The sequence below is a fragment of the Kitasatospora sp. NPDC093806 genome, from assembly GCF_040683335.1.
Classification (GTDB): Bacteria; Actinomycetota; Actinomycetes; order Streptomycetales; family Streptomycetaceae; genus Kitasatospora.
This window is the reverse complement of sequence record NZ_JBFBDO010000013.1, coordinates 15342-38272: the sequence shown is the minus strand read 5'-3', so window position 1 is coordinate 38272 and position 22931 is coordinate 15342. Positions and strand designations below refer to the sequence as shown.

General features: G+C 73.2%; 24 protein-coding genes. 6 read left to right on the top strand and 18 right to left on the bottom strand.

Annotated features, from left to right (window positions below):
- Window positions 1-268: 268 nt before the first annotated feature.
- Window positions 269-2065, bottom strand: coding sequence for a 2-isopropylmalate synthase (gene leuA / locus AB0N76_RS10185; protein ID WP_363555203.1), 1797 nt, complete (start codon window positions 2063-2065; stop codon window positions 269-271).
- Between the two features lie 363 nt (window positions 2066-2428).
- Between leuA and AB0N76_RS10180 the strand changes: the two genes are divergently transcribed.
- Window positions 2429-3448 carry a M4 family metallopeptidase gene (locus tag AB0N76_RS10180; protein WP_363555201.1) on the top strand — a complete coding sequence of 340 codons (1020 nt, stop codon included), beginning with the start codon at window positions 2429-2431 and terminating at the stop codon, window positions 3446-3448.
- 89 nt (window positions 3449-3537) lie between these two features.
- The gene (locus AB0N76_RS10175; RefSeq protein ID WP_363555199.1) at window positions 3538-3804 is read left to right on the top strand and encodes a protealysin inhibitor emfourin; all 267 of its coding nucleotides are present in this window, start codon (window positions 3538-3540) and stop codon (window positions 3802-3804) included.
- Between the two features lie 24 nt (window positions 3805-3828).
- Here AB0N76_RS10175 and AB0N76_RS10170 read toward each other — a convergent pair whose 3' ends face one another.
- The 16 genes from AB0N76_RS10170 to hrcA all read right to left on the bottom strand — a co-directional run bounded on the left by AB0N76_RS10170 (window position 3829) and on the right by hrcA (window position 18879).
- Window positions 3829-4545, bottom strand: coding sequence for an alpha/beta fold hydrolase (locus tag AB0N76_RS10170; RefSeq protein WP_363555197.1), 717 nt, complete (start codon window positions 4543-4545; stop codon window positions 3829-3831).
- A gap of 25 nt (window positions 4546-4570) precedes the next feature.
- The gene (era, locus tag AB0N76_RS10165) at window positions 4571-5500 is read right to left on the bottom strand and encodes a GTPase Era (protein WP_363555195.1); all 930 of its coding nucleotides are present in this window, start codon (window positions 5498-5500) and stop codon (window positions 4571-4573) included.
- 55 nt (window positions 5501-5555) lie between these two features.
- Complete coding sequence (locus tag AB0N76_RS10160; RefSeq protein ID WP_363555193.1) at window positions 5556-5726, bottom strand: hypothetical protein; 171 nt, start codon at window positions 5724-5726, stop codon at window positions 5556-5558.
- Window positions 5727-5834: 108 nt separating this feature from the next.
- Window positions 5835-6188, bottom strand: coding sequence for a cytidine deaminase (locus tag AB0N76_RS10155; protein WP_363555191.1), 354 nt, complete (start codon window positions 6186-6188; stop codon window positions 5835-5837).
- A 43-nt stretch (window positions 6189-6231) separates the two neighbouring features.
- Entirely contained in the window at window positions 6232-6771 is a 540-nt protein-coding gene (locus AB0N76_RS10150; RefSeq protein ID WP_363555189.1) for a DUF4383 domain-containing protein, read from the bottom strand.
- Window positions 6772-6801: 30 nt separating this feature from the next.
- Entirely contained in the window at window positions 6802-7038 is a 237-nt protein-coding gene (locus AB0N76_RS10145) for a hypothetical protein (RefSeq protein ID WP_363555187.1), read from the bottom strand.
- A 32-nt stretch (window positions 7039-7070) separates the two neighbouring features.
- Window positions 7071-8396, bottom strand: a complete 1326-nt coding sequence (locus AB0N76_RS10140; RefSeq protein WP_363555185.1) for a hemolysin family protein — start codon at window positions 8394-8396, stop codon at window positions 7071-7073.
- Window positions 8397-8415: 19 nt separating this feature from the next.
- Window positions 8416-8910: an rRNA maturation RNase YbeY gene (ybeY, locus tag AB0N76_RS10135; protein ID WP_363555183.1), complete on the bottom strand. Its 495-nt coding sequence runs from the start codon at window positions 8908-8910 to the stop codon at window positions 8416-8418.
- A 14-nt stretch (window positions 8911-8924) separates the two neighbouring features.
- Window positions 8925-9938: a PhoH family protein gene (locus AB0N76_RS10130; RefSeq protein ID WP_363555319.1), complete on the bottom strand. Its 1014-nt coding sequence runs from the start codon at window positions 9936-9938 to the stop codon at window positions 8925-8927.
- 269 nt (window positions 9939-10207) lie between these two features.
- Entirely contained in the window at window positions 10208-11146 is a 939-nt protein-coding gene (locus AB0N76_RS10125) for a ribonuclease Z (RefSeq protein WP_363555181.1), read from the bottom strand.
- A gap of 168 nt (window positions 11147-11314) precedes the next feature.
- Window positions 11315-11668, bottom strand: a complete 354-nt coding sequence (locus AB0N76_RS10120; RefSeq protein ID WP_363555179.1) for a histidine triad nucleotide-binding protein — start codon at window positions 11666-11668, stop codon at window positions 11315-11317.
- A 43-nt stretch (window positions 11669-11711) separates the two neighbouring features.
- The gene (locus AB0N76_RS10115; protein WP_363555177.1) at window positions 11712-12347 is read right to left on the bottom strand and encodes an RDD family protein; all 636 of its coding nucleotides are present in this window, start codon (window positions 12345-12347) and stop codon (window positions 11712-11714) included.
- Between the two features lie 118 nt (window positions 12348-12465).
- A complete protein-coding gene (locus AB0N76_RS10110) occupies window positions 12466-15702 on the bottom strand; it encodes a PDZ domain-containing protein (protein ID WP_363555175.1) in 3237 nt (1078 codons plus the stop codon).
- 80 nt (window positions 15703-15782) lie between these two features.
- Window positions 15783-16532 (bottom strand): 16S rRNA (uracil(1498)-N(3))-methyltransferase, encoded by a 750-nt coding sequence (locus AB0N76_RS10105; RefSeq protein WP_363555173.1) that lies wholly within the window; start codon window positions 16530-16532, stop codon window positions 15783-15785.
- A 93-nt stretch (window positions 16533-16625) separates the two neighbouring features.
- A complete protein-coding gene (gene dnaJ, locus AB0N76_RS10100; RefSeq protein WP_363555172.1) occupies window positions 16626-17768 on the bottom strand; it encodes a molecular chaperone DnaJ in 1143 nt (380 codons plus the stop codon).
- Window positions 17769-17844: 76 nt separating this feature from the next.
- On the bottom strand, window positions 17845-18879 hold the full coding sequence (gene hrcA, locus AB0N76_RS10095) for a heat-inducible transcriptional repressor HrcA (protein WP_363555170.1): 1035 nt from the start codon (window positions 18877-18879) through the stop codon (window positions 17845-17847).
- Window positions 18880-19141: 262 nt separating this feature from the next.
- On the opposite strand from hrcA, the gene htpX reads away from it, so the two are divergent.
- Genes htpX through AB0N76_RS10075 form a run of 4 tightly spaced genes read left to right on the top strand, consistent with a single transcriptional unit; the run spans window position 19142 to window position 22360 of the window.
- Complete coding sequence (gene htpX, locus AB0N76_RS10090; RefSeq protein WP_363555168.1) at window positions 19142-20059, top strand: zinc metalloprotease HtpX; 918 nt, start codon at window positions 19142-19144, stop codon at window positions 20057-20059.
- A 39-nt stretch (window positions 20060-20098) separates the two neighbouring features.
- Complete coding sequence (locus AB0N76_RS10085; RefSeq protein ID WP_363555166.1) at window positions 20099-20683, top strand: hypothetical protein; 585 nt, start codon at window positions 20099-20101, stop codon at window positions 20681-20683.
- A gap of 43 nt (window positions 20684-20726) precedes the next feature.
- Complete coding sequence (locus AB0N76_RS10080) at window positions 20727-21506, top strand: DUF2785 domain-containing protein (protein WP_363555164.1); 780 nt, start codon at window positions 20727-20729, stop codon at window positions 21504-21506.
- A gap of 20 nt (window positions 21507-21526) precedes the next feature.
- Window positions 21527-22360 (top strand): DUF3097 domain-containing protein, encoded by an 834-nt coding sequence (locus tag AB0N76_RS10075; protein WP_363555162.1) that lies wholly within the window; start codon window positions 21527-21529, stop codon window positions 22358-22360.
- Here the strand turns inward: AB0N76_RS10075 and AB0N76_RS10070 are convergent.
- Window positions 22351-22908, bottom strand: a complete 558-nt coding sequence (locus AB0N76_RS10070) for a Uma2 family endonuclease (RefSeq protein WP_363555160.1) — start codon at window positions 22906-22908, stop codon at window positions 22351-22353. The two genes, AB0N76_RS10075 and AB0N76_RS10070, sit on opposite strands and share 10 nt — an antisense overlap.
- Window positions 22909-22931 lie beyond the last annotated feature (23 nt).

Here is a 22931-nt window from a genome sequence, read left to right as displayed (position 1 = left end):
CCTGTCACGGCGCCACTCCCCAGACATGGCAGGCGGCCTGCGCAACAATGCGCAGGTCACGCGACCGGGCACCGGGCCGTCCCACCGACCCGCCGTTCCGGTGGGACGATGTTGCCACGGTTGCCGACAGGTGTCAGTACCTCGAACGGCCCGAACAGCGAAAAAATGTGGCGCAGGACACAGGCCTCCGGCGGATCGCCGCACCCCGTCCCGGGAACGCCGCCGGGCCGCCCCGCTGGGACGGCCCGACCGCTCTCACTCGTACGAACTACCCACGCCGCGCCCGGTTGACGGCGCTGATCATCGCCTTCAGCGAGGCCAGCACGGTGTTGCCGTCGATGCCCACGCCCCACAGCACCCGGCCGTCCACGGCGCACTCGACGTACGCGGCGGCCTGGGCGTCGCCGCCCTCGCTCAGCGCGTGCTCGGCGTAGTCCAGCACCCGTACGTCCACGCCGATCTGCGCCAGCGCGTCGGCGAAGGCGGAGACCGGGCCGTTGCCGGTACCGGCCAGGGTGACCGGGGCGCCGTCGACCACGGCCTCGGCGGTCAGCGCGTCCCGGCCGTCCTCGGTGGTCAGGGTGCGCGAGCCGGCCAGCGAGATCCGGCCCCACGGGTTGCCGGTGGTCGGCAGGTACTCGTCCTCGAAGACCGCCCAGATCGCGGCCGGGGTGACCTCGCCGCCCTCGGCGTCGGTCTTGGCCTGGATGATCCGGGAGAACTCGATCTGCATCCGGCGCGGCAGGTCCAGCTTGTGGTCGTTCTTCAGGACGTACGCGACGCCGCCCTTGCCGGACTGGCTGTTGACCCGGATGACCGCCTCGTAGCTGCGGCCGACGTCCTTCGGGTCGATCGGCAGGTAGGGCACGCCCCAGGTGTGCTCCCCGACCGGCACCCCCGCCGCGCGCGCGTCCGCCGCCAGCGCGTCGAAGCCCTTCTTGATCGCGTCCTGGTGCGAGCCGGAGAAGGAGGTGTAGACCAGGTCGCCGGCGTACGGGTGGCGCGGGTGCACCTCCATCTGGTTGCAGTACTCGGCGGTGCGGCGGATCTCGTCGATGTCGGAGAAGTCGATCTCCGGGTCGACGCCCTGCGAGAACAGGTTCATGCCGACGTTGACCAGGTCCAGGTTGCCGGTCCGCTCGCCCTGCCCGAACAGGCAGCCCTCGACCCGGTCGGCGCCGGCCATCACGGCCAGCTCGGCGGAGGCCACGCCGGTGCCGCGGTCGTTGTGCGGGTGGGTGGACAGGCAGACGAACTCGCGGCGGGACAGGTTCCGCGACATCCACTCGATCTTGTCGGCGTAGACGTTCGGGGTGGACCGCTCGACCGTGGTCGGCAGGTTCAGGATGATCTCGCGGCCCTCGCCCGGCTGCCAGACGTCCATCACCGCCTCGCAGACCTCCAGCGCGAAGTCCAGCTCGGTGTCGATGAAGATCTCCGGCGAGTACTCGTAGCCCAGCACGGTCTCGTCGCCCAGGATCTTCTCGGCGTACTCCATCACCAGGCGGGTGCCGTTCACGGCGATCGCCTTGATGTCGTCCTTGCTGCCCTTGAAGACCACCCGGCGGAACAGCGGCGAGGTCGCGTTGTACAGGTGGACGGTGGCCCGCGGGGCGCCCTTCAGCGACTCCACGGTCCGCTCGATCAGGTCCTCGCGGGCCTGGGTCAGCACCGAGATGGTGACGTCCTCCGGGATCGCCCCCTCCTCGATCAGCGAGCGGACGAAGTTGAAGTCGGTGGCGCCGGAGGACGGGAAGCCGACCTCGATCTCCTTGTAGCCCATGCGCACCAGCAGGTCGAACATCTTGCGCTTGCGGGCCGGGGACATCGGGTCGATCAGCGCCTGGTTGCCGTCCCGCAGGTCGGTGGAGAGCCAGCGCGGCGCCTTGCTGATCACCTGCGACGGCCACCGGCGGTCCGGCAGGTCGACGGTGCCGAAGGGCTGGTAGCGGCCGTACCGCATGCCGGACGGCCGCTGGCGCACGGAGTCCGCGGTGATCGGGGTGGGACGGTCGACGTAGGCGCGACCGGCGGGGATGGACGCGGCGGGGCTCTGCTCGGTCATGGAGGTGAGTCTCGGCTTCCTGTGGATGCGTGGTGCGGGCTGGTCGGGGTGGGGTCCTCACCCGACTCGGCCGGCCTGCTGCCGCCATGTCGCGACCCGCCGTTGGATCGCCCGATTCAGCGCACAGCACAGTCCCCGCGGCGAGGGAGCCGGCCCTTGGTGGACTACAGGCCCTCGACGCGGCAGCTAAGCAGAAGCAGCCCGTTGCGCATGATGCCGTCCAGCGTAGCCCAGCGCCGCGCGGGCCCGAAGCGGACCGCGCCGACTTCCCACTCCGTGAGACGGCGCGCGGACCGGCCGGGACGGCGCACGAGCGCGTCCGCGCCGGTGACAACAGGTCATCGATGCCTCACTCTTGGCCACATGACAGCCGAACCGACGCTCTGCGCGATCGTTCCGCCGTACGTCCTGGACCGCCTCGCCGAGGACGGTCACGCCCCCGCCGCCCGCTCCCTCGCCCTCGACGCCGCGCACCGCACCGCGCGGCTCACCGCCGTCCCCCGCCAGGCCCCCGCCGACCGCCTGGAACGGGTGATCAGCGACGCCGGGCACCGCGAACGCCTGCCCGGCCGGACCGTCCGCCGGGAGGCCGACGGCCCCGTCCCCGACCAGTCCGTCAACCACGCCTACGACGGCCTCGGCGCCACCTGGACGCTGTTCTCCGCCGTCTACGGCCGGCACTCCATCGACGACCAGGGCCTGCGCCTGGACGCCACCGTCCACTACGGCCGGGACTACGACAACGCCTTCTGGGACGGCCACCGGATGGTCTTCGGCGACGGCGACGGCGAGGTGTTCGGCGACTTCACCGCCTGCGTCGACGTCATCGGCCACGAACTCGCCCACGGCGTCACCCAGTTCACCGCCGGACTGGAGTACCACAACCAGCCCGGCGCGCTCAACGAATCGGTCTCCGACGTCTTCGGCTCCCTGGTGAAGCAGTACGCGCTGCACCAGGACGCCGCCGACGCGGACTGGCTGATCGGCGCCGGACTGCTCGCCCCCGGCGTGCAGGGGGTCGCGCTGCGCTCGATGAAGGCGCCCGGCACCGCGTACGACGACCCGCGGCTCGGCAAGGACCCGCAGCCCGCCCACATGCGCGACTACGTGCAGACCGGCCGGGACAACGGCGGGGTGCACATCAACTCCGGCATCCCCAACCACGCCTTCTACCTGCTCGCCGACGCGCTCGGCGGCCCGGCCTGGGAGCGCGCGGGCCGGATCTGGTACGACGCGCTGACCGGCCGGCGGCTGCCCGCCGACGCCGACTTCACCGCCTTCGCCCGGGCCACCGTGGCCGCCGCCCGGGCCCGCTACCCGGAACCCGAGGTGGCCGACACGGTCACCGCGTCCTGGGCGAAGGTCGGCATCAGCCCGACCTGAGCCCGGCTTCAGTCCGACTTGAGGCCGGCTTGAGTCAAGGTCCGGGAAAACCCCGGCAAACGCCATCCCTGGGTAGCACCATGGACACCATGCGTATCCAGGTGACCCGGACCGGCGGCCTCGCGGGACACGTCCGCCACGCGGAGCTCGACACCACCGAGCGGACGGACGCCCCGCACGTGCACGCACTCGCCCGCGAGGCCGTCGCGGGCGGGCTGCGCACGCCCTCGTACGGGGTGCCGGACGGCTTCCACTACGAGATCACCGTCGACGGCCGGACGGTGCACTGCGCGGACCCGAAGCTCACCGAGTCCCAGCGCGAGCTGGTCTCGCTGGTGCTGCGCGAGGGCGCGTAGGGCGCCTAGCCGCCACCGGCCCGGTCAGAGCCAGCCGTCCAGCGAGGCCAGGAAGCCCGGCAGGTCGTCCCGGTGGATGGTGTGGCCGGCCCCGGCGACGGTGCGGACCTCGTAGCCGAGCCCGCGCAGCCGTTCGGCGTCCTCCGGCGCGATCACGAAGCCCCGGCCCGCGACCTGCACCAGCGAGGGCACCGCCGGCGCCGTGCCGGGCAGCTCGGCCCGGTCGGCCAGGGCGGACAGCGCCAGCGCGCTGTCCGGGTCCCAGTCGGCCAGGGTGGCCAGCTCGTCGTCCACGTCGGCCGCGCTCCAGCGCGGGTTGAGCGCGGCGATCTGGGTCCGCCCGGCCCGCTTGAACTGGGTGAAGATCCCCGGGTCGAAGACCCCCGGGCGGGCGAACTTCCAGGCCGGGTCGGAGTAGACCGCCCGGGCCGGGCGGAGCCGCTCGACCGCGTGCAGCAGGGTCAGCCCGCCCAGCGAGTGGCCGAGGGCGAGCTCGGCGCCGGCCGGCAGGGTCTCGACGAGGTCGTCGGCGAACCGCTCCGGCGCGTACCGGTCGACCGGGGTGGCGCCCTCCCCGCGCGGGGAGGCGCCGTGGCCGCGCAGGTCGACGGCGATCACCCGGTAGCCGCGCGCGGCCAGCGCCGGGCCGACCGACCGCCAGCTGCGGTGGTCGGACATGATCCCGTGGACCAGCAGCGCGACCCGGTCGCCGGTGCCCCACTCGCGGGTGTGCAGCCTCATCCCGGCTCCCCCCTCGGCGGCCCGCTCAGAAGCCGAGCTTGCGCAGCTGCTTCGGGTCCCGCTGCCAGTCCTTGGCCACCTTGACGTGCAGGTCCAGGTAGACCGGCGTGCCGAGCAGGGCCTCGATGTGCTTGCGGGCGGTGGTGCCGACGTGCTTCAGACGCGCGCCCTTGGCACCGATCACGATGGCCTTCTGGCTCTGCCGCTCGATGTAGACGTTGGCGTGGATGTCGAGCAGCGGCCGGTCGGCCGGGCGGCCCTCGCGCGGCAGCATCTCCTCGACCACGACGGCCAGCGAGTGCGGCAGCTCGTCCCGGACGCCCTCCAGGGCGGCCTCGCGGATCAGCTCGGCGACCATGATCTGCTCGGGCTCGTCGGTGAGGTCGCCGTCCGGGTAGAGCGGCTGGCCCTCCGGGAGCAGCTTGCTGATCAGCTCGCCGACCAGCTCCACCTGCTTGTCGCCGACCGCGGAGACCGGGATGATCTCGGCCCACTCGATGCCCAGCTCGGCGCCGAGCTGGTGGACGGCGATCAGCTGCTCGGCCAGCCGCTTGGAGTCGACCAGGTCGGTCTTGGTGACGATGGCGACCTTGGGGGTCTTCTTGATCTCGGCGAGCTCCTTGGCGATGAACTTGTCGCCGGGGCCGAGCTTCTGGTCGGCGGGCAGGCAGAAGCCGATCACGTCGACCTCGGCCCAGGTGCTGCGGACCAGGTCGTTGAGGCGCTCGCCGAGCAGGGTGCGCGGCTTGTGCAGACCGGGGGTGTCGACCAGCACCAGCTGGGCGTCCGGGCGGTGCACGATGCCGCGGACGGTGTGCCGGGTGGTCTGCGGACGGTCGGAGGTGATCGCGACCTTCGTCCCCACCAGGGCGTTGGTCAGGGTCGACTTGCCCGCGTTGGGCCGGCCGACGAAGCACGCGAAGCCGGAGCGGTACGAGGAGGAAGGGGCACTCATGGGCTCCATTCTCCCTGATCACCGGGAGCAGCACGGACCGGGCCGTCCGCACCGGTCATTTCTTCCCGCCGCCCCCGCCCCCGAACACCGCGCCCAGCCCCCAGCCGAGCACCAGCAGCAGGAAGGCGACCGAGCCCCAGAGCCAGAACGGCGAGCCGGTCTCCTGCCACTTGCCCATGCCCATCACGCCCAGCAGCAGCCCCGCGAAGAACGCGAACGGCCCCATCGCCCAGCCCCCTCACCGCGCCAAGTCCCCGGTGAGATTATCTGCTGGATTCACTCGAATGGGTGCCCGGTCCTCTCGGCGCCGGGCCCCCACCGCGGCGGCGACCGCTCAGCCGGCCTCGACCGAACGCCGCAGCACCCCGTCCGGCCCGGCCAGCAGCAGCGGCGTCCCCGCCCCGCCGAGGTCCCGGACCGCCGCCAGGTCCTCCGCCGACGGCTCCTGCGCCTCGGTCACCACGGCCGCCGCCTCCAGCGACTTCGCGCCGCTGGCCACCGCCATCGCGACCGCCGTGCGGACCGCGCTCAGCCGCAGCGACTCCAGCGCGACCGTGCCCGCGACGTACGTCCGGCCGGTCTCGTCACGCACCGCGGCCCCCTCCGCGACGCCGTTGCGGGCGCGAGCGGAGCGGGCCAGGGTGATGATCTTCTTGTCTTCGGGGTCGAGCTCGACGATGTCACTCATGCCCAGGAGCATAGGCGGCCGGTGCCGGGCCCGACCGGCGGGTTCAGTGCCCGATCGGGTTCGGCGGCCCCGGCCGCATCACCTTCACGAAGGTCTTGGGACCGGACGGCAGCGCCGCCTCCCGCTCCGAGCGCGCCCGCCAGTACGGGTTGTCGTGCGGCAGGTGGCCGCTGACCCGCCCGTACATCCCGAAGGTGGTCAGCACCACGCCGAAGACGAAGGCGAACAGCACGTTGGACATCCGGAAATTGAGGATGTTGGCGTCCGGCCGGCCGAGCACCGTCAGCCCGTAGAAGCCGGAGAGCACGAACAGCACCCCGGCCGCCATGTTGAGGTTGGCGGCGAAGTTCCCGCCGATGACCGCGCCGGCCACCAGGATCCCGCCCACCACGATGGACAGGACGCTCAGCGCGCCGTTGGTCGACATCCCGGCGATCTCGTCGCCGCGGGTGGACAGGAAGCCCGAGTGGTCGGCCAGCCCCAGGCAGCCGAACACGATCAGGAAGATCCCGCCGAGCCCCGCCCCGATCCGCCAGACCAGGACCAGCCTGTGGTCGACGGGCAGTTCGTCTTGCAGCTTCATGGCGACCTCCGAACGGGTCGTAGCGCCCGGCTAGCTGTAGGGGTGGCTGCCCTGCATGTGCGGCACCTCGTGCATGTACAACGAGCCGCACTGCTGGCAGCACCGGAGCCCGGTCCCCCACTCCCGGTCCGGGCGGGTCTCCGCCTCGACGGCCATGGTCCGGCCGCACAGGGCCGTGGCGGGGTCCCCCTCCCGCACCACGTGCCACACCTTCACCCCGCCCGCCGCCCCCTGCGGGCCGTACTCCGCGCGAAGTTGGTGAGTCATGCCCTCATCGTCGCCCCGGACGTGCCCGGACGCTACTCGCCGGGCTCCTCGCCGCCGTCCGGCTCGGTGCGCACCGGCGCCGCCACCACGGACCCGATCCGGTTGCGGCGCCCGGCCGAGCTCTCCGCGGTCAGCCGGATCGCGGTCAGGCCGCCCGGCACCTCCTCCGGCACCGGGATGTCGCAGGACGAGCCCGGGATCGGCACCCGGCCCAGCCGCTTGGCCAGCAGACCGCCCACCGTCTCGACGTCCTCGTCCGCCAGCTCGATCCCGAACAGCTCGCCCAGGTCCTCCACCAGCAGCCGCGCGGTGACCCGGTAGGAGCCGTCCCCGAGGTCCTCCACCGGCGCGATCTCCCGGTCGTACTCGTCGGTGATCTCACCGACGATCTCCTCCAGGATGTCCTCGATGGTGACCAGCCCGGCCGTGCCGCCGTACTCGTCGATCACGATCGCCACGTGCGAGCGCATCTGCTGCATCTCGCGCAGCAGGTCCGCGGCCGGCTTGGAGTCCGGGACGAAGACCGCGGGCCGCAGCACCGCGCCGACCTCGTCGGACTCGGAGTCCCGGTTGATGTGGGTGCGCCGCACCAGGTCCTTGAGGTAGACGATGCCGACCACGTCGTCCTCGTTGTCGCCGACCACCGGGATCCGCGAGAAGCCCGAGCGCAGCGCCAGGGTGAGCGCCTGCCGGACGGTCTTGTGCCGCTCGATCATCACCAGGTCGGTGCGCGGCACCATCACCTCGCGGACGATGGTGTCGCCCAGCTCGAAGACCGAGTGCACCATCCGGCGCTCCTCGTCCTCGATGACGTCGTTCTTCTCCGCCAGGTCGACCAGCGCCCGCAGCTCCGCCTCCGAGGCGAACGGGCCCTCCTTGTAGCCCTTGCCCGGGGTCAGCGCGTTGCCGAGCAGGATCAGCAGCCGCGGGATCGGCCCGAGGATCCGGGCCAGCGGCAGCAGCACGAAGGAGGCCGCGGTCGCGGTGGTCAGCGGGTGCTGGCGCCCGATCGTGCGCGGCGAGACGCCGACCGCCACGAACGACACCAGCACCATCACGCCGAACGCCAGCAGCACGGCCTGCCAGGTGGTGTCGATGGTGCGGACGGCCACCACGGTGACCAGGACCGCCGCCGCCATCTCGCTGGCCACCCGGATCAGGGTGGCCAGGTTCAGGTAGCGGATCGGGTCGGAGGCCAGCGCCAGCAGCCGGGCCGAACCCCTGCGCCCGGAGCGCACCGCCTCCTCGGCCCTGAACCGGGAGACCCGGGAGATGCCCGCCTCGGCGCACGCGGCCAGCCAGCCGAGCACGACGAGCAGGACGGCACCGAGGATGAAACTCGTACTCTCACCACTCACAGGGGTTCGGGCTCCGCGCTCAGTGGGTGGTGGGGGCCGGCGAGATGCCGCCGAGACCGCGCAGGGCCCGCCAGCCGTCGAGGATCGCCTTCTGGAGGCCGAACATCTCCTCCTCCTCGTCCGGCTCCTCGTGGTCGTAGCCGAGCACGTGCAGCACCCCGTGGACGGTGAGCAGCTGCAGCTCCTCGTCCATCGAGTGCTGGGACGGGGCCGCCTTGCCCTGCTGCTCGGCGACCTCGGGGCAGAGCACGATGTCGCCGAGCAGGCCCTGCGGCAGCTCCTCGCCCTCCTTGCCGGGACGCAGCTCGTCCATCGGGAACGACATCACGTCGGTCGGGCCCGGAAGGTCCATCCACTGGATGTGCAGCTCCTCCATCGCCGCACCGTCCACCAGGATCACGGACAGTTCGGACTGCGGGTGGATCCGCATCTTGTCCAGGGCGTAGCGGGCGACGTCGAGGATGGACTCCTCGTCGACGTCCCAGCCGGACTCGTTGGCGATGTCGATCGACATGACGGGCTGGTTACTCAGCTTTCGGTGCGATGGGACTGTCGGGGTGCGCGCGAGCCGCGACGCTGGGCGGGCTTGGCCGGGAGCGGGCGCTCGTCGGCCTCCTGCCGGGCGTCCCAGCGCTCGTACGCGTCCACGATCCGGCCGACCAGCTTGTGGCGGACCACGTCGGTGCTGGTGAGGACGGAGAAGTGGATGTCGGGCACGTCGGCCAGGATCTCCTGGACGACCTTGAGGCCGCTGCGGGTGCCGCCGGGCAGGTCGATCTGGCTGGTGTCGCCGGTCACGACCACCCGGGAGTTGAACCCGAGGCGGGTGAGGAACATCTTCATCTGCTCGGGCGAGGTGTTCTGGGCCTCGTCGAGGATGATGAAGGCGTCGTTGAGGGTGCGGCCGCGCATGTAGGCGAGCGGCGCGACCTCGATGGTCCCGGCGGCCATCAGGCGCGGGATGGAGTCCGGGTCCATCATGTCGTGCAGCGCGTCGTACAGCGGGCGCAGGTACGGGTCGATCTTCTCGTAGAGGGTGCCGGGCAGGAAGCCCAGCCGCTCCCCCGCCTCGACGGCCGGGCGGGTCAGGATGATCCGGTTGACCTCCTTGGCCTGGAGGGCCTGGACGGCCTTGGCCATCGCGAGGTAGGTCTTGCCGGTACCGGCCGGGCCGAGGCCGAAGACGATCGTGTGCTTGTCGATCGCGTCGACGTAGCGCTGCTGGTTGAGGGTCTTGGGACGGATCGTCCGGCCCCGGTTGGACAGGATGTTCGCGGTGAACACCTGCGACGGCGCCGGGCTGTCCGGGTCCTCCGCGGCACCGCGGAGCATGGCGATGGAGCGCTCCACGGCGTCCTCCGTCAGGGGTTGGCCGGTGCGCAGCACCAGCATCATCTCGGTGAAGAGCTGCTTGACGAGGGCCACCTCGGCGCGGTCGCCGGTGGCGGTCACCTCGTTGCCGCGGACGTGGATGTCGGCCGCCGGGAAGCCCTCCTCGATCACCCGCAGCAGCGAGTCCGCGGCGCCGAGCAGGGTGACCATCGGGTGCTTCTCGGGGATGACGATCCGGGCGCTGACGCGGCCGTCGTCGGCCGGTTCGGGGCGCGACTGACCATTGGTACGGGTCTGCGATGTGTCACTCATAGGTCGGCGCTGGGGCCTGCCTCATCCCATCCGTGTCTCGTGGTGCCGCTCGGTCTCTCCGGGGCACCAGGGTACGCCGCGCACGTGATCGCCGCGGCGGGCGGCAGGGCCGCACCCGACGATGCTGCGGCAGATCGCCGGGCGGCGCGAGCGGTTTTCCGCCCTGTTCACGGACCCTCTCCGGGTCGGTACTGCCGGGGCGGTACTGGTACCCGCAGGAGGTCCTCGGCAAGCACGATCGGGCCGTCGAAGTGCTTGCGGGCGTCGGCGAGGTGCTGGCCGAGGTCCGGGTAGCGCTGGGAGAAGTGGGTCAGCACCAGGGTGCGGGCGCCGGCCTCGGCGGCGACCTTCGCGGCCTGGCCGGCGGTGAGGTGGCCGTGGTCCTCGGCGAGCCGGGCGTCGGCGTCGGTGAAGGTCGCCTCGATGACCAGCAGGTCGGCGCCCTCGGCGAGCTCGTGCACGCCCGCGCAGAGCCGGGTGTCCATGACGAAGGCGAACCGCTGGCCGGGCCGCGGCTCGCTGACCTCGTCCAGGGTGATCCGCCGGCCGTCGACCTCCAGCGCGCCCTGGTGCTGGAGCCGGCCGACCTCCGGGCCGGCGAGGCCCAGCGCGGCGAGCCGCTCCGGGACCAGCCGGCGGCCGTCCGGCTCGCTCAGCCGGTAGCCGAAGGACTCCACCGGGTGCGACAGCCGGACGGCGTCCAGCGCGAACCGGGCGCCGGGCACCGGCAGCGGGCCCGGCTCGTCGATCGGGCGGGGGCGCAGCACGGCCGTCTCGTGGAAGGCGGTGGCGTGCCGCAGCCGCTCGAAGTACACCTCGCCGGAGGCCGGGAAGTAGACGTCCACCGGGTGCGGGACCCGGTCCAGGTTGATCCGCTGGATCACCCCGGCCAGGCCCAGGCTGTGGTCGCCGTGGAAGTGCGTGACGGCGATCCGGGTGAGCTGGGTGGCCGAGACCCCGGCGTGCAGCATCTGCCGCTGGGTGCCCTCGCCGGGGTCGAAGAGCAGGCCCTCGCCGTCCCAGCGCAGCAGGTAGCCGTTGTGGTTGCGGTGCCGGGTCGGGACCTGGCTGGCGGTGCCGAGGACGACGAGTTCGCGCTGCGACACTCCGGTCAGGTCCTCTCTTTCGGATCACGTCGGATCAGCGGGCGTCGTTGGAGTGCGTGCATCGGCGGTGCGGAGGAGGGAGTCCATGCGGAGCATCGGCGACCGACGACAAGCCGGCGAGGTGCGTGCTCCGGCGGCGACCGCCCGGCGTGATCCGCAAGAGAGGGCCTAAACCATGCGCTCGGTCATCGACGTGCCGCCGAGCACGTGGACGTGCGCGTGGAAGACCGTCTGCCCGGCGTCCGCCCCGGTGTTGAAGATCAGCCGGTAGTCGGTGATGCCCTCGTCCCTGGCGACCTCGCCGGCCTCGGCGAGCAGCTCCCCGGCGACCTCCGGCTCGGCGGCGGCCAGCGCGGCGGCGTTCGGGTAGTGGGCGTGCGGGATGACCAGGACGTGCACCGGGGCCTTCGGCGCGATGTCGCGGAAGGCCAGTATCCGGTCGGTCTTGCGCACCACGGTGGCCGGGATCTCGCCCGCCACGATCTTGCAGAACAGGCAGTCGGGCTGCGGCTCGCCGGCCATCGGGGTCTCCTCGCGGTGTCGGTCGGGGGCGTACGGCGGCATGCTAGCGGAGCCGGGCGGTCGCCTGCCGGTACTCGCGCAGGTGCTTGCGGCGGACCACCCGGACCCCGACGGCGGTGCCCTCCGACTCCGGGTCCTCGGTGAGCAGTCCGACGACGACGATCACGAAGCCGAGCAGCCAGCGCTTGGTGAGCCGCCAGGTGTGCGGACGGCTCGCGTCCTTACGGCGGATCGAGCGCAGGGCCAGCAGGCCCTTGCCGAGGCTGAAGCCGGTGAGGCGGGTGAGCAGCACCTGGTTGGCGAAGGAGGCGGCCAGGAAGACGGCGGGCAGGGTGGCGAAGTAGGTGGCCGGGCTGCCGTCCGGGCCGGCGGCCGCCTTGGCGGCGGCGAAGCCGGCACCGGCGGCGAGCGCGGCGTCGGCGGTCGCGGCGAGGAAGCGGCGGATCGAGCCCGCCTCGGCCGGCCGGGGCACCGTCGGCTGCTGCGGCCGGGCGTGCTGCGGCGCGCCGTGGTGGGGAGCGCCGTACTGGGGGGTGCCGTACTGGGGGGCGCCGTACTGGGGGGCGCCGTAGCCGTACTGCTGCTGCTGACCGTACTGCTGCGGCGGCGGGCCGTACTGCTGCGGCGGGCCGTAGTGGCCCGGTGCCGGTGCGGGTGCCTGCGGATACCCCTGTGCCATCTGCTCCCCCGTGAGCGGTGTCGATCAAGATCAGCCCCGCATCGTACCCGGCCCGGGGCGTCACCCCGGAGTGGGAAGTCGGACCGGCCGACCTCCCACTCCGCCGCGGGTCGCCCGGCTACTCCCAGGGCAGCACCGGCGGGGTCTTCGCCGGGGTGGCGGCCAGCGCCGCCAGCGCCAGCCGGACGCCCTCGGCGAGCTGCGGGTCCTCCCCCGCCGCCCACTCGTGCGGGGCGATCGGCACCTCGACGTCCGGGTCCACCCCGTGGTTCTCCACGCCCCAGCCGTGCCGCTCGCCCCAGAACGCGTACTTCGGCTGGGTCACCAGGGTGCCGTCCACCAGCGAGTACCGGCTGTCGATGCCGATCACCCCGCCCCAGGTGCGGGTGCCGACCACCGGGCCGATGCCCAGCGCCTGGATCGCCGCGTTGACGATGTCGCCGTCCGAGCCCGAGTACTCGTCGGCCAGCGCGACGACCGGCCCGCGCGGCGCGTCCGCCGGGTACGGCACCGGCGAGGCGGTGTCCCGGGCGACGTTCCAGCCGATCACCTTCCGGGCCAGCTTCTCGATCACCAGCTGCGAGGTGTGCCCGCCCCGGTTGCCCCGGATGTCGACGACCACGCCCTCGCGGGCCATCTCGGAGCGCAGGTCGCGGTGGATCTGCGCCCAGCCGGTGGTCTGCATGTCCGGGATGTGCAGGTAGCCGAGCCGCCCGTCGGACAGCTCGCGCACCACCGCCCGGCGGCCGGCCACCCAGTCGTGGTAGCGCAGCGCCTCCTCGTCGGCGATCGGCACCACCACCGGGTGGCGCTGGTCGGTGCCGTCCTTGCCGGCCACGGTCAGCTCGACCGGCTGCCCGGCGGTGCCCGCCAGCAGCGGCGCCGGGCCGGTCACCGGGTCGACCGGGCGGCCGTTGACGGCCAGCACCGCGTCCCCCGCGCGGACCGCGGCGCCGGGTGCGGCCAGCGGCGACCGGGCCCGCGGGTCGGAGGACTCGCCGGGCAGGATCCGGGCGATCCGCCAGACCTCGCCCTCCTTGACCAGGTCCGCGCCGAGCAGGCCCTGCCGGCGGGCCGGCTCGGTGTGCGCGCCGTAGGGCACCACGTAGGCGTGCGAGGTGCCCAGCTCGCCGTGCACCTCCCAGAGCAGGTCGACCAGGTCGTCGTGCGAGCCGAGCCGCTCCACCAGCGGGCGGTAGCGGGCCAGCGCCCCCGCCCAGTCCACCCCGTCGAGGTCCGGGCGCCAGAAGTTGTCCCGCATCAGACGGCCGTTCTCGTCGAACATCTGCCGCCATTCGGCCGCCGGGTCGACGGTCACCCGCAGCCGGGTCAGGTCGACGTCGACCTCGTCGTCCTCGCCGGCCGCCTTGTGGTCGGCGGGCACGATCCGCAGCTCGCCCTCGTCCAGCACGGCCAGCCGGCTGCCGTCGCCGCTCACCGCGAACCCGTCCAGGCCGTCGACCAGCTGCTCGGCCCGGCGCTTGCGGAAGTCGAAGCGCTCCAGGGTGGGGCGCGGCCGCTCGTCCTCCAGCGAGGCCGCCTCGTCGCCGAGCTCGCCGACCAGCGGGACCCTCGTCCACAGCACGCCGTCCTTGGCGGCCCGCAGGCTGCCGAACCGGCCGCCCTCCACCGGGAACGGCACGATCCGGTCGGCGATGCCGTCCAGGTCGACCCGGGTCACCGGCGGCGCGTCGGCCGCGCCGTCCTCGCCCTCGGCCTTCTTGCCCTTCGGCTCGTCGTCCTCGCCGCCGACCGCCCGGCCGGCCCGGCGCGGCCCGAACGGGGACGGCGTGTCCGCGGCCAGGGTGATCAGGTACGGGCGGCAGCCGTTGGGGAACGACAGGTCGAAGACGTGCGAGTCGTACACCGGGTCGAAGTTGCGCACCGACAGGAACGCCAGGTGCCGGCCGTCCGCGGTGAACGCCGGCGAGGTGTCGATGAACCGCTGCGGGGTCACCTCGGAGACCGTCCGGGTGGCCAGGTTGGCCAGCACGATCTGGCGCAGCGACCACGGCCCGAGGGTCGGCCGGGACCAGGCCAGCCACGCCGAGTCGGGGCTGAACGCCAGGCCGCTGACCTCGCCGTCGGTGCTGCGCGCCAGCTCGTGCACGGCGCCGTCGGCCAGCGTCACCAGCAGCACCCGGCCGTCGTGCGAGCCGACCGCCAGCTGCTTGCCGTCCGGCGAGACCAGCAGCGTGCGGACCCGGCCGAGCCGCCCGGCGGCCAGCCGGCGGCGCTCGGCGCCGAGCACGGCGGGCGCGTACTCGATCGCGTCCTCGCCCTCGGCGTCGGTCACCCACAGCACGCCCTGGCCGGCGTCCTCGCCGGAGCCCGGCACCACCCGGGCGAGCCGGCCGCGCACCCCGGGCGTCTCGTCCAGGACCCGGGCCGGGCCCTCCCGGTGGGTCAGCCAGTGCACGGTGCCGCGCACCACGACGGCGCCGGCCCGGCCGGTGCGGTCCGGGGCGGCGGTCTCCAGCCAGAACGAGGCCGGCACCGGGCGCGGGCGGCGGCCGGTGCGCGGACCGGCCAGCCGGACGTCCAGCCGGCGCGGCTCGGCGCCCTCCAGGTCGTCCAGCAGCCACAGGTCGCCGGCCGCGTGCCAGACCACCCGGGTGCCGTCGGTGGTGGCGTTGCGGGCGTAGAAGCCCTCCGGGGAGGTCGAGTGGCGGCGCAGGTCGGTGCCGTCGGGGAGGCTGGAGTACAGCGCGCCGACGCCCTCGTGGTCGGAGAGGAAGGCGATCCGCCCGCCCACCCAGAGCGGCGACTCGATGTTGCCGTCCAGCTCGGCGTGGACCCGCTCGAAGCGGTCGGCGCCGATCCACAGCTTGCCGGTCCGCCCGCCCCGGTACCGCTTCCACCAGGCCGGCTCCACGCCGAACGCCGAGACCAGCAGCGCCCGGTCGCCGTCCGGTTCGAAGGCCAGCCCGCCGACCGGCCCGTACGGCAGCCGAGCCGGCTCGCCGCCGTCCAGCGGCACCGCGTACGCCCAGGTGCGGCGCAGCGAGGCCTGCCCGGCGGCGGTGGTGGCGATCGGCCGGCCGTCCGCCGTCCAGCCGCGCAGCTGGGTCTGCGCGTCGCCCCAGTGGGTGAGCCGCCGGGACGGGCCGCCGTCGGCCAGCACGACGTGCACCTCGGGCGCGCCGTCCCGGGTGGAGGTGAAGGCGACGTGCCGCCCGTCCGGGGAGAACCGGGGGCGGCGGACCGGGAGGTGATCGGCCGTCAGCCGCCAGGCCCGGCCGCCGTCCAGCGGGGCGAGCCACACGTCGTTCTCGGCGACGAAGGCGATCCGGTCACCGTGCAGGTGCGGGTGGCGCAGGTACGCGCCGGCGGAGGTGCTCTCGGGTTCGGTCACACCCGTCACCCTAGGCACGCACCCCGCCGGTGCGCCCGGTTTTCGCCGACCACGAACCCCTGCGGGGGATCGCGGGGGATTCAGCTCCAGCGGCCGGTGCGGCCCAGCAGCAGCGCGCCCGCGGCGACCCCCGCGGTGGAGGTGCGCAGCACCGACGGGCCGAGCCGGTAGGGCCGCGCGCCGGCCTCGGCGAAGGCGGCCAGCTCCTCCGGGGAGACCCCGCCCTCCGGGCCGACCACCAGCACCAGGTCCCCGGCGGCCGGCAGGGCGGCCCCGGCCAGCGGCTCGGCGCCCTCCTCGTGCAGCACGCCGGCGAACGCGGCGGCGGCCAGCAGCGGGGCCAGCTGCCGGGTCGTCATCGGGTCGCGGACCTCGGGGAAGCGCAGCCGGCGGGACTGCTTGCCGGCCTCCCGCGCGGTGGCCCGCCACTTGGCGAGCGCCTTGGCCCCGCGCTCGCCCTTCCACTGGGTGATGCAGCGGGCGGCCGACCACGGGACGACCACGTCCACGCCGACCTCGGTCATGGTCTCCACGGCCAGCTCGCCGCGGTCCCCCTTGGGCAGCGCCTGGACGACGACGATCCGCGGCGCCGGCTCCGGCTCGCGGCGCACGGCGGCCACCGCCACCTCGATCGCGTCCTTGCCGTGCACCGCCGCGACGGTGCCGTCCACGCCGAGGCCGAGCCCGTCGGCCAGGGTGACCGCCTCGCCCGGCTCCAACCGCTTCACGGCGGCGGCGTGCCGGCCCTCCGGCCCGTCCAGCCGGACCAGCGCGCCCGGCGCGGCGGCGGCGATCCGCTCGGTGTCGACGACGAACACGGGCGCGGTCATGCGGGGAACCTCCGGGGGCGGGGTGAAGCGGGACAGGGGGTCGGGAACGCGAAAGGGGTGCCGAGGAAGCCTCGGCACCCCCCTGCGGGACGGCTAACGGCCGTTGAAGGCGTCCTTCAGCCGGGAGAACAGCCCCTGCTGCCCGGGCGCGAACTGGCCGGACGGCCGCTCCTCGCCGCGCAGCACCGCGAGCCGGCGCAGCAGCTCCTCCTGCTCGGCGTCGAGCTTGGTGGGCGTCTGCACCTCGACATGCACTATCAGGTCACCGCGGCCGCCGCCGCGCAGGTGGGTGATGCCCCGCCCGTGCAGCGGGATCGACTGGCCGGACTGGGTGCCGGGCCGGATGTCGACCTCCTCCAGCCCGTCCAGGGTCTGCAGCGGCACCTGGGTGCCGAGCGAGGCGGCCGTCATCGGGATGGTGACCGTGCAGTGCAGGTCGTCGCCGCGGCGCTGGAAGACGGCGTGCGTGGTCTCGGCGATCTCCACGTACAGGTCGCCGGCCGGGCCGCCGCCGGGGCCGACCTCGCCCTCGCCGGCCAGCTGGATCCGGGTGCCGTTGTCGACACCGGCGGGGATCTTGACGGTCAGGGTGCGGCGGGCGCGGACCCGGCCGTCGCCGGCGCACTCCGGGCACGGGGTCGGCACGACGGTGCCGAAGCCCTGGCACTGCGGGCAGGGCCGGGAGGTCATGACCTGGCCCAGGAAGGACCGGGTGACCTGGGAGACCTCGCCCTTGCCGCGGCACATGTCACAGGTCTGCGCGGAGGTGCCGGGGGCCGCGCCCTCGCCGCTGCAGGTGGTGCAGGTGACGGCGGTGTCGACCTGGAGCTCCTTGGTGGTGCCGAACGCGGCCTCCTCCAGGGTGATCTCCAACCGGATCATGGCGTCCTGGCCGCGCCGGGTCCGCGAACGCGGGCCGCGCTGGCCGGAGGCGGCGCCGAAGAAGGCGTCCATGATGTCGGAGAAGCCGAAGCCCGCCGCGCCCGCGCCGAAGCCGCCCGCGCCGCCCCCGCCGTTCGGCGAGAGCGGGTCGCCGCCGAGGTCGTAGACCTGGCGCTTCTGCGGATCGGAGAGCACCTCGTAGGCGGCGTTGATCTCCTTGAACCGCTCCTGCGTCTTCGGGTCCGGGTTGACGTCCGGGTGCAGTTCGCGTGCCAGGCGCCGGAACGCCTTCTTGATCTCGTCCTGCCCCGCATCCCGTCGGACGCCGAGTACCGCGTAGTAGTCCGTGGCCACCAAATGCTCCGCTTGTTCCGCCTGTAAGAGTGCTTGCGATTCAGGGCGCCGTTAAGTCTTTTAACGGCACCCGTTCCTACGACTCGGCCAGGATCTGGCCCACGTACCGTGCCACCGCTCGCACCGCCCCCATTGTGCCCGGGTAGTCCATCCGGGTCGGACCGATCACACCCAGCTTGGCCACGCTCTCGTCGCCCGAACCGTAACCGACCGAGACGATCGAGGTGGAATTCAGCCCCTCGTAGGCGTTCTCGCGGCCGATCCGGACCGTCATCCCCGCGTCCGCGGTCTCACCCAGGAGGCGGAGCAGGACGACCTGCTCCTCCAGCGCCTCCAGCACCGGCTGGATGGTCAGCGGGAAGTCGTGGCCGAAGCGGGTCAGGTTGGCCGTGCCGGCCAGCATGATCCGCTCCTCGTTCTGCTCGGCGAGCGTCTCGAAGAGCGTCGCCAGCACGGTCGAGACGGTCGGCCGGTCGGCCGCCTCGAACAGCGCGGGCAGCTCCTCCAGCAGCCCCGGCACGTCCGGCAGCCGCTGGCCGGCCGCCCGCGTGTTGATCCGGCTCCGCAGGTCCGCCAGGACGGTCTCGCCGACCGAGCCCGGGCAGTCGACCATCCGCTGCTCGACCCGGCCGGTGTTGGTGATCAGCACCAGCATCACCTTGGCCGGGGCCAGCGCCACCAGCTCGATGTGCCGCACCGTGGAACGGGTCAGCGAGGGGTACTGCACCACCGCGACCTGGCGGGTCAGCTGGGCCAGCAGCCGCACGGTACGGGCGACCACGTCGTCGAGGTCCACCGCGCCGTCCAGGAAGTGCCGGATCGCCCGCCGCTCGGGCGCGCTCATCGGCTTGACCTCCGCCAGCCGGTCGACGAACAGGCGGTACCCCTTGTCGGTGGGGATCCGCCCGGCGCTGGTGTGCGGCTGGTGGATGAAGCCGTCCTCCTCCAGCGCCGCCATGTCGTTGCGGACGGTCGCCGGGGAGACCCCGAGGTTGTGCCGCTCCACCAGGGCCTTGGAGCCGACCGGCTCCTCCGTCCCCACGTAGTCCTGGACGATCGCGCGAAGCACCGCGAGCTTGCGGTCGTCGAGCTGGCGGACCTCACCGGCCATGGGGCACGCACCTCCGTCTGCACGCGTTGTCCGTTGTGACATGTGTCCGTTTCCGAGCGGTTCGAGCCGATCCGGCAAGGCCCCGGTCTTGGCACTCTGAACACACGAGTGCCAGAACCGTACCTGCCAGTGTAAGGCCCGGGTCCGACGGCAGGAACGGCCCGGCCGGGGTGATCCTGCCCGCAATCCGCGCCGCGCGGGTGATGCCGCCGGCCCGGCCGGGTGGCAGCATCGAAAGCGGACGGCGAACGGAGGACCAGCGATGTCGAGCCCGGGCCAGCCAACCCGATTCGCCCCGGACCGCGGCCTGACCGGCCGGATGGTCGGGACGATGTTCCTGATCGGCCTGCTGTACGTCGGATTCACCGGCCTGCTGATCGTGCTGCTGCGCGGCGCCTGGCCGATCGTGGTCCTGATCTCCGGCGGCCTGTTCGTCGCCCAGTTCTGGTTCAGCGACAAGATCACCGAACGGGCGATGGGCGCCCGCCCCGTCACCCCCGAGCAGTACCCGCAGCTGCACGGCGCCGTCGACCGGCTCTGCGCGCTCGCCGACATGCCCAAACCCCGGGTCGCGGTCACCGACACCGACATGCCGAACGCCTTCGCCACCGGCCGCAACCCGAACAACGCGGTGGTCTGCGTCACCACCGGCCTGCTGCGCCGGCTCGAACCGGAGGAGCTGGAGGGCGTGCTCGCCCACGAGCTGTCGCACGTCGCCCACCGGGACGTCGCCGTCATGACGGTGGCCGGCTTCCTCGGCGTGCTGGCCGGCGCGATGACCCGGATCGCCATGTACGGCGGCTTCCTCGGCGGCCGCAACAACAACGACTCCAACGCCGCGATCGCCGCCCTGGTCATCCCGCTGGTGTCGGTCGCCGTGTACGCGATCAGCTTCCTGCTGACCCGGCTGCTCTCCCGCTACCGCGAACTGGCCGCCGACCGGGCCGCCGCCCAGCTCACCGGCCGGCCCAGCGCGCTCGCCTCCGCGCTCACCAAGGTCACCGGCCAGATCGCCGCCATCCCGACCAAGGACCTGCGGCAGGCCCAGGCCTACAACGCCTTCTACTTCGCCCCCGCGCTGAGCGCCCGGGAGGCCGCCACCCAGCTGTTCTCCACCCACCCGACGCTGGAGAAGCGACTGGCCCAGCTGGCCGAGATCTCCACCCGGCTCGGCCACTGAGACACCCCTCCCCCGCCCCCGCCCCGGGAAAGGACCGCCGTGGGAATCCTGGACGCGCTGTTCGGCCGCACCAAGCCCGTCAAACCCGACCTCGACCAGCTGTTCGGCGTGCCCTCCGCCGCCCTCACCCTCGAAGCCGGGGCCGGCTTCCGGCCCACCGGGATCGGCTCGGTCTGCTTCGCCTCCGTCGAGGGCGGCGCCTTCGACGAGGTCGAACGGCAGGTCCGGGCCCTGCTCGACGCCGACACCGGCCGCGGCGGCGTCCCCGTGGAGGCGTCCACCGACGCCTACGGCTACTCCTGGCTGCTCGCCCGGCACGCCCCCGAGGAGCTCCCGGAACTCGTCAACGACCTGCACGCGGTCAACAGCGAACTGGAGGCCAACGGCTTCGGCCCGCAGCTGCTCTGCTCGCTGATCGGCTTCCGCGACGCCCGGGAGCGGCCGCTGGCCCTGGTCTACCTGTACAAGCGCGCCGCGTTCTACCCCTTCGCGCCGCTGCCCGGCGGCGCGGAGAAGCGCGACAGCCCGCTGGAGCTCCAGGTCAACGCGCTGCTCGGGAACGACCTGCGGCTGGAGAAGGACCTCACCCGCTGGTTCCCGGTCTGGGGCGCCCCCGGGCTGTGAAAATCCGGTGGCCCCACCGGCGCGCTCCCCCTAGGGTCCGCCCGTGATCAACTGGAGCGCGATCGAGTCCGCCGACCCCACCCCCGAGACCCTCGCCGCCGTGAGCGCCGCCCTGCGCTCGCCCGACCCGCACGTGCGCGACAGCCTCGCCTACGAACAGCTGTGCCGCTGGGTGCCCCTCCTCACCCCCGAGCAGCGCCTCGCGCTCGGCGACGAGATGGCCGAACGCCTCACCGACCCCGAGATCCAGGCCCGCACCTTCGCCCCGCTCGTCCTCGCCGACCTCGTCGACCTCGGCGCCTACCGCCCGGCCTGGCTGGAGGCCTTCGCCCACTGGTACGTCGGCGAGACCGACCTGCGCGGCTTCGACCCCGAACTCGGCTGGCTGCACGCCGTCGCGCACGGCGCCGACCTGCTGGCCGCCCTCGGCCGCGGCCCCCTGCTCGCCGACCCGACCCCGCTGCTGGACCTGGTCACCGCCCGGCTGCTCGCCCCCACCGACCACGTGCTGGACGCCATGGAGGACGACCGGCTCGGCCGCGCCGTCGCCCAGATCCTCACCCGGCCGGACCTGACCGAACGCCAGGCGCTCGACTGGCTCGACCCGATCGCGGCGCAGCCGCCGCGCCGCCCGTCCGCGACCACCGGCGCCGTGCCCGCCGTCGTCTCCAACACCCTGCGCACGCTGCGGATGGTGTACGTGCTCGCCGACCGGGGCGTGCGGACGGAACGCGGCGCCGACCCCGTGCCGCTGCCGCACTCCGCCGCCCTGCGGGCGCGGATCGCCGGGATCCTGGTGCTGAACTCGCCGTTCACGGGCTGACGCCTCGTAGACTCCGGGACATGCGCAGCCGCTCGTACGGACCCGACCTGACCCCGCCGTGGAAGAAGCAGGCCCCCGCCCCGGAGGTGCCGGCCGAGCGGGACCTGGTGGTCGAGGAGGCGGCGACCGGCTACTGCGGGGCGGTGGTGCGCTGCGAGAAGACCGCCGAGGGGTTCACCGTCACCCTGGAGGACCGGTTCGGCAAGCACCGGGTGTTCCCGCTGGTCCCGCGCGGCTTCCTGCTGGAGGGCCGGGTCGTCACCCTGGTCCGGCCCACCGGCCCGGCCCCCGCCCGCACCCCCGGCCGCACCGCCTCCGGCTCGGTCGCCGTCCCCGGCACCCGGGCCCGGGTCGCCCGCGAGTCCCGGATCTACGTCGAGGGCCGGCACGACGCCGAGCTGGTGGAACGGGTCTGGGGCGACGACCTGCGGATCGAGGGCGTGGTCGTCGAGTACCTGGAGGGCGTCGACGACCTGCCCGCGATCGTCGCCGACTTCGCCCCCGGCCCCGGCCGCCGGCTCGGCGTCCTGGTCGACCACCTGCTCCCCGGCACCAAGGAGCACCGGATCGCCGCCCGGGTCACCGGCCCGGCGGTCCTGGTCGTCGGCCACCCCTACATCGACGTCTGGCAGGCCGTGAAGCCCGCCTCCGTCGGCATCCCCGCCTGGCCCGCCGTCCCGCGCGGCGAGGACTTCAAACTCGGCACCTGCCGCCGCCTCGGCTGGCCCGAGAACACCCCCGCCGCCTGGAAGCGCATCCTCGCCGCCGTCGACTCCTTCAAGGACCTGGAACCGGAGCTCCTCGGCCGCGTCGAGGAACTGATCGACTTCGTCACCCAGCCGGATCAGGAATAGGGCTGGAACTCCGTGGTGTCAAGCGTGATACCCAGCAGATCCAACGGCACCGGCTCGCCGAACTTGGTGGTCCGCTCGACCACGTAGTCCGGCAGCCCCGAGGCGGCGGCCCGGGTCGGCTCGGTGAGCAGGACGCACAGGCCCTTGATCGGATCGACGATCAGGCACACGGGGATCGCGCCCTCGGCGTACAGCTCCCGCTTGGTCCGGTAGTCGCGGAACACACTGGTTTTGGAGACCACCTCGACCGCCAGCGTCACTGCGGACGCGGACAGCAACCGCCCGGACTCCTCGACCGCCCCGCGTTCGAACACGACCAGGTCCGGCTGGGGCTCGCTGACCGCACCAACGAAGGCCACGTCCTGTGTGGTCAGGGCGTTCCACCGGTCGTACGGTGTCTGATGCTGGATGGCGCGGATGATGAGGTTGTGGACCATGTCACGCCCTGCCATCATCACGATTTCCCCCCTGATGAGCTCGGCCTTGAAGCCTTCCGGGACCTCCAGGTTTTCGAAGATCCCAGTCATCCGGTCATCGATGGCGGTCATTGCGCGCTCCCTCCGACGGCTGA

Bases quoted from the DNA above. Each gene is read 5' to 3' on its own strand.
- leuA (WP_363555203.1), bottom strand. From the start codon at position 2,065: ATGACCGAGCAGAGCCCCGCCGCGTCCATCCCCGCCGGTCGCGCCTAC.
- AB0N76_RS10180 (WP_363555201.1), top strand. From the start codon at position 2,429: ATGACAGCCGAACCGACGCTCTGCGCGATCGTTCCGCCGTACGTCCTG.
- hrcA (WP_363555170.1), bottom strand. From the start codon at position 18,879: ATGGCCGGTGAGGTCCGCCAGCTCGACGACCGCAAGCTCGCGGTGCTT.
- AB0N76_RS10120 (WP_363555179.1), bottom strand. From the start codon at position 11,668: ATGGCCGGCGAGCCGCAGCCCGACTGCCTGTTCTGCAAGATCGTGGCG.
- AB0N76_RS10070 (WP_363555160.1), bottom strand. From the start codon at position 22,908: ATGACCGCCATCGATGACCGGATGACTGGGATCTTCGAAAACCTGGAG.
- AB0N76_RS10170 (WP_363555197.1), bottom strand. From the start codon at position 4,545: ATGAGGCTGCACACCCGCGAGTGGGGCACCGGCGACCGGGTCGCGCTG.
- AB0N76_RS10155 (WP_363555191.1), bottom strand. From the start codon at position 6,188: ATGAGTGACATCGTCGAGCTCGACCCCGAAGACAAGAAGATCATCACC.
- AB0N76_RS10130 (WP_363555319.1), bottom strand. From the start codon at position 9,938: ATGGTCACCCTGCTCGGCGCCGCGGACTCGCTGCTGCGGGTGATCGAG.
- AB0N76_RS10105 (WP_363555173.1), bottom strand. From the start codon at position 16,532: ATGACCGCGCCCGTGTTCGTCGTCGACACCGAGCGGATCGCCGCCGCC.
- era (WP_363555195.1), bottom strand. From the start codon at position 5,500: ATGAGTGCCCCTTCCTCCTCGTACCGCTCCGGCTTCGCGTGCTTCGTC.
- AB0N76_RS10145 (WP_363555187.1), bottom strand. From the start codon at position 7,038: ATGACTCACCAACTTCGCGCGGAGTACGGCCCGCAGGGGGCGGCGGGC.
- AB0N76_RS10075 (WP_363555162.1), top strand. From the start codon at position 21,527: ATGCGCAGCCGCTCGTACGGACCCGACCTGACCCCGCCGTGGAAGAAG.
- htpX (WP_363555168.1), top strand. From the start codon at position 19,142: ATGTCGAGCCCGGGCCAGCCAACCCGATTCGCCCCGGACCGCGGCCTG.
- AB0N76_RS10115 (WP_363555177.1), bottom strand. From the start codon at position 12,347: ATGGCACAGGGGTATCCGCAGGCACCCGCACCGGCACCGGGCCACTAC.
- ybeY (WP_363555183.1), bottom strand. From the start codon at position 8,910: ATGTCGATCGACATCGCCAACGAGTCCGGCTGGGACGTCGACGAGGAG.
- AB0N76_RS10160 (WP_363555193.1), bottom strand. From the start codon at position 5,726: ATGGGGCCGTTCGCGTTCTTCGCGGGGCTGCTGCTGGGCGTGATGGGC.
- AB0N76_RS10150 (WP_363555189.1), bottom strand. From the start codon at position 6,771: ATGAAGCTGCAAGACGAACTGCCCGTCGACCACAGGCTGGTCCTGGTC.
- AB0N76_RS10175 (WP_363555199.1), top strand. From the start codon at position 3,538: ATGCGTATCCAGGTGACCCGGACCGGCGGCCTCGCGGGACACGTCCGC.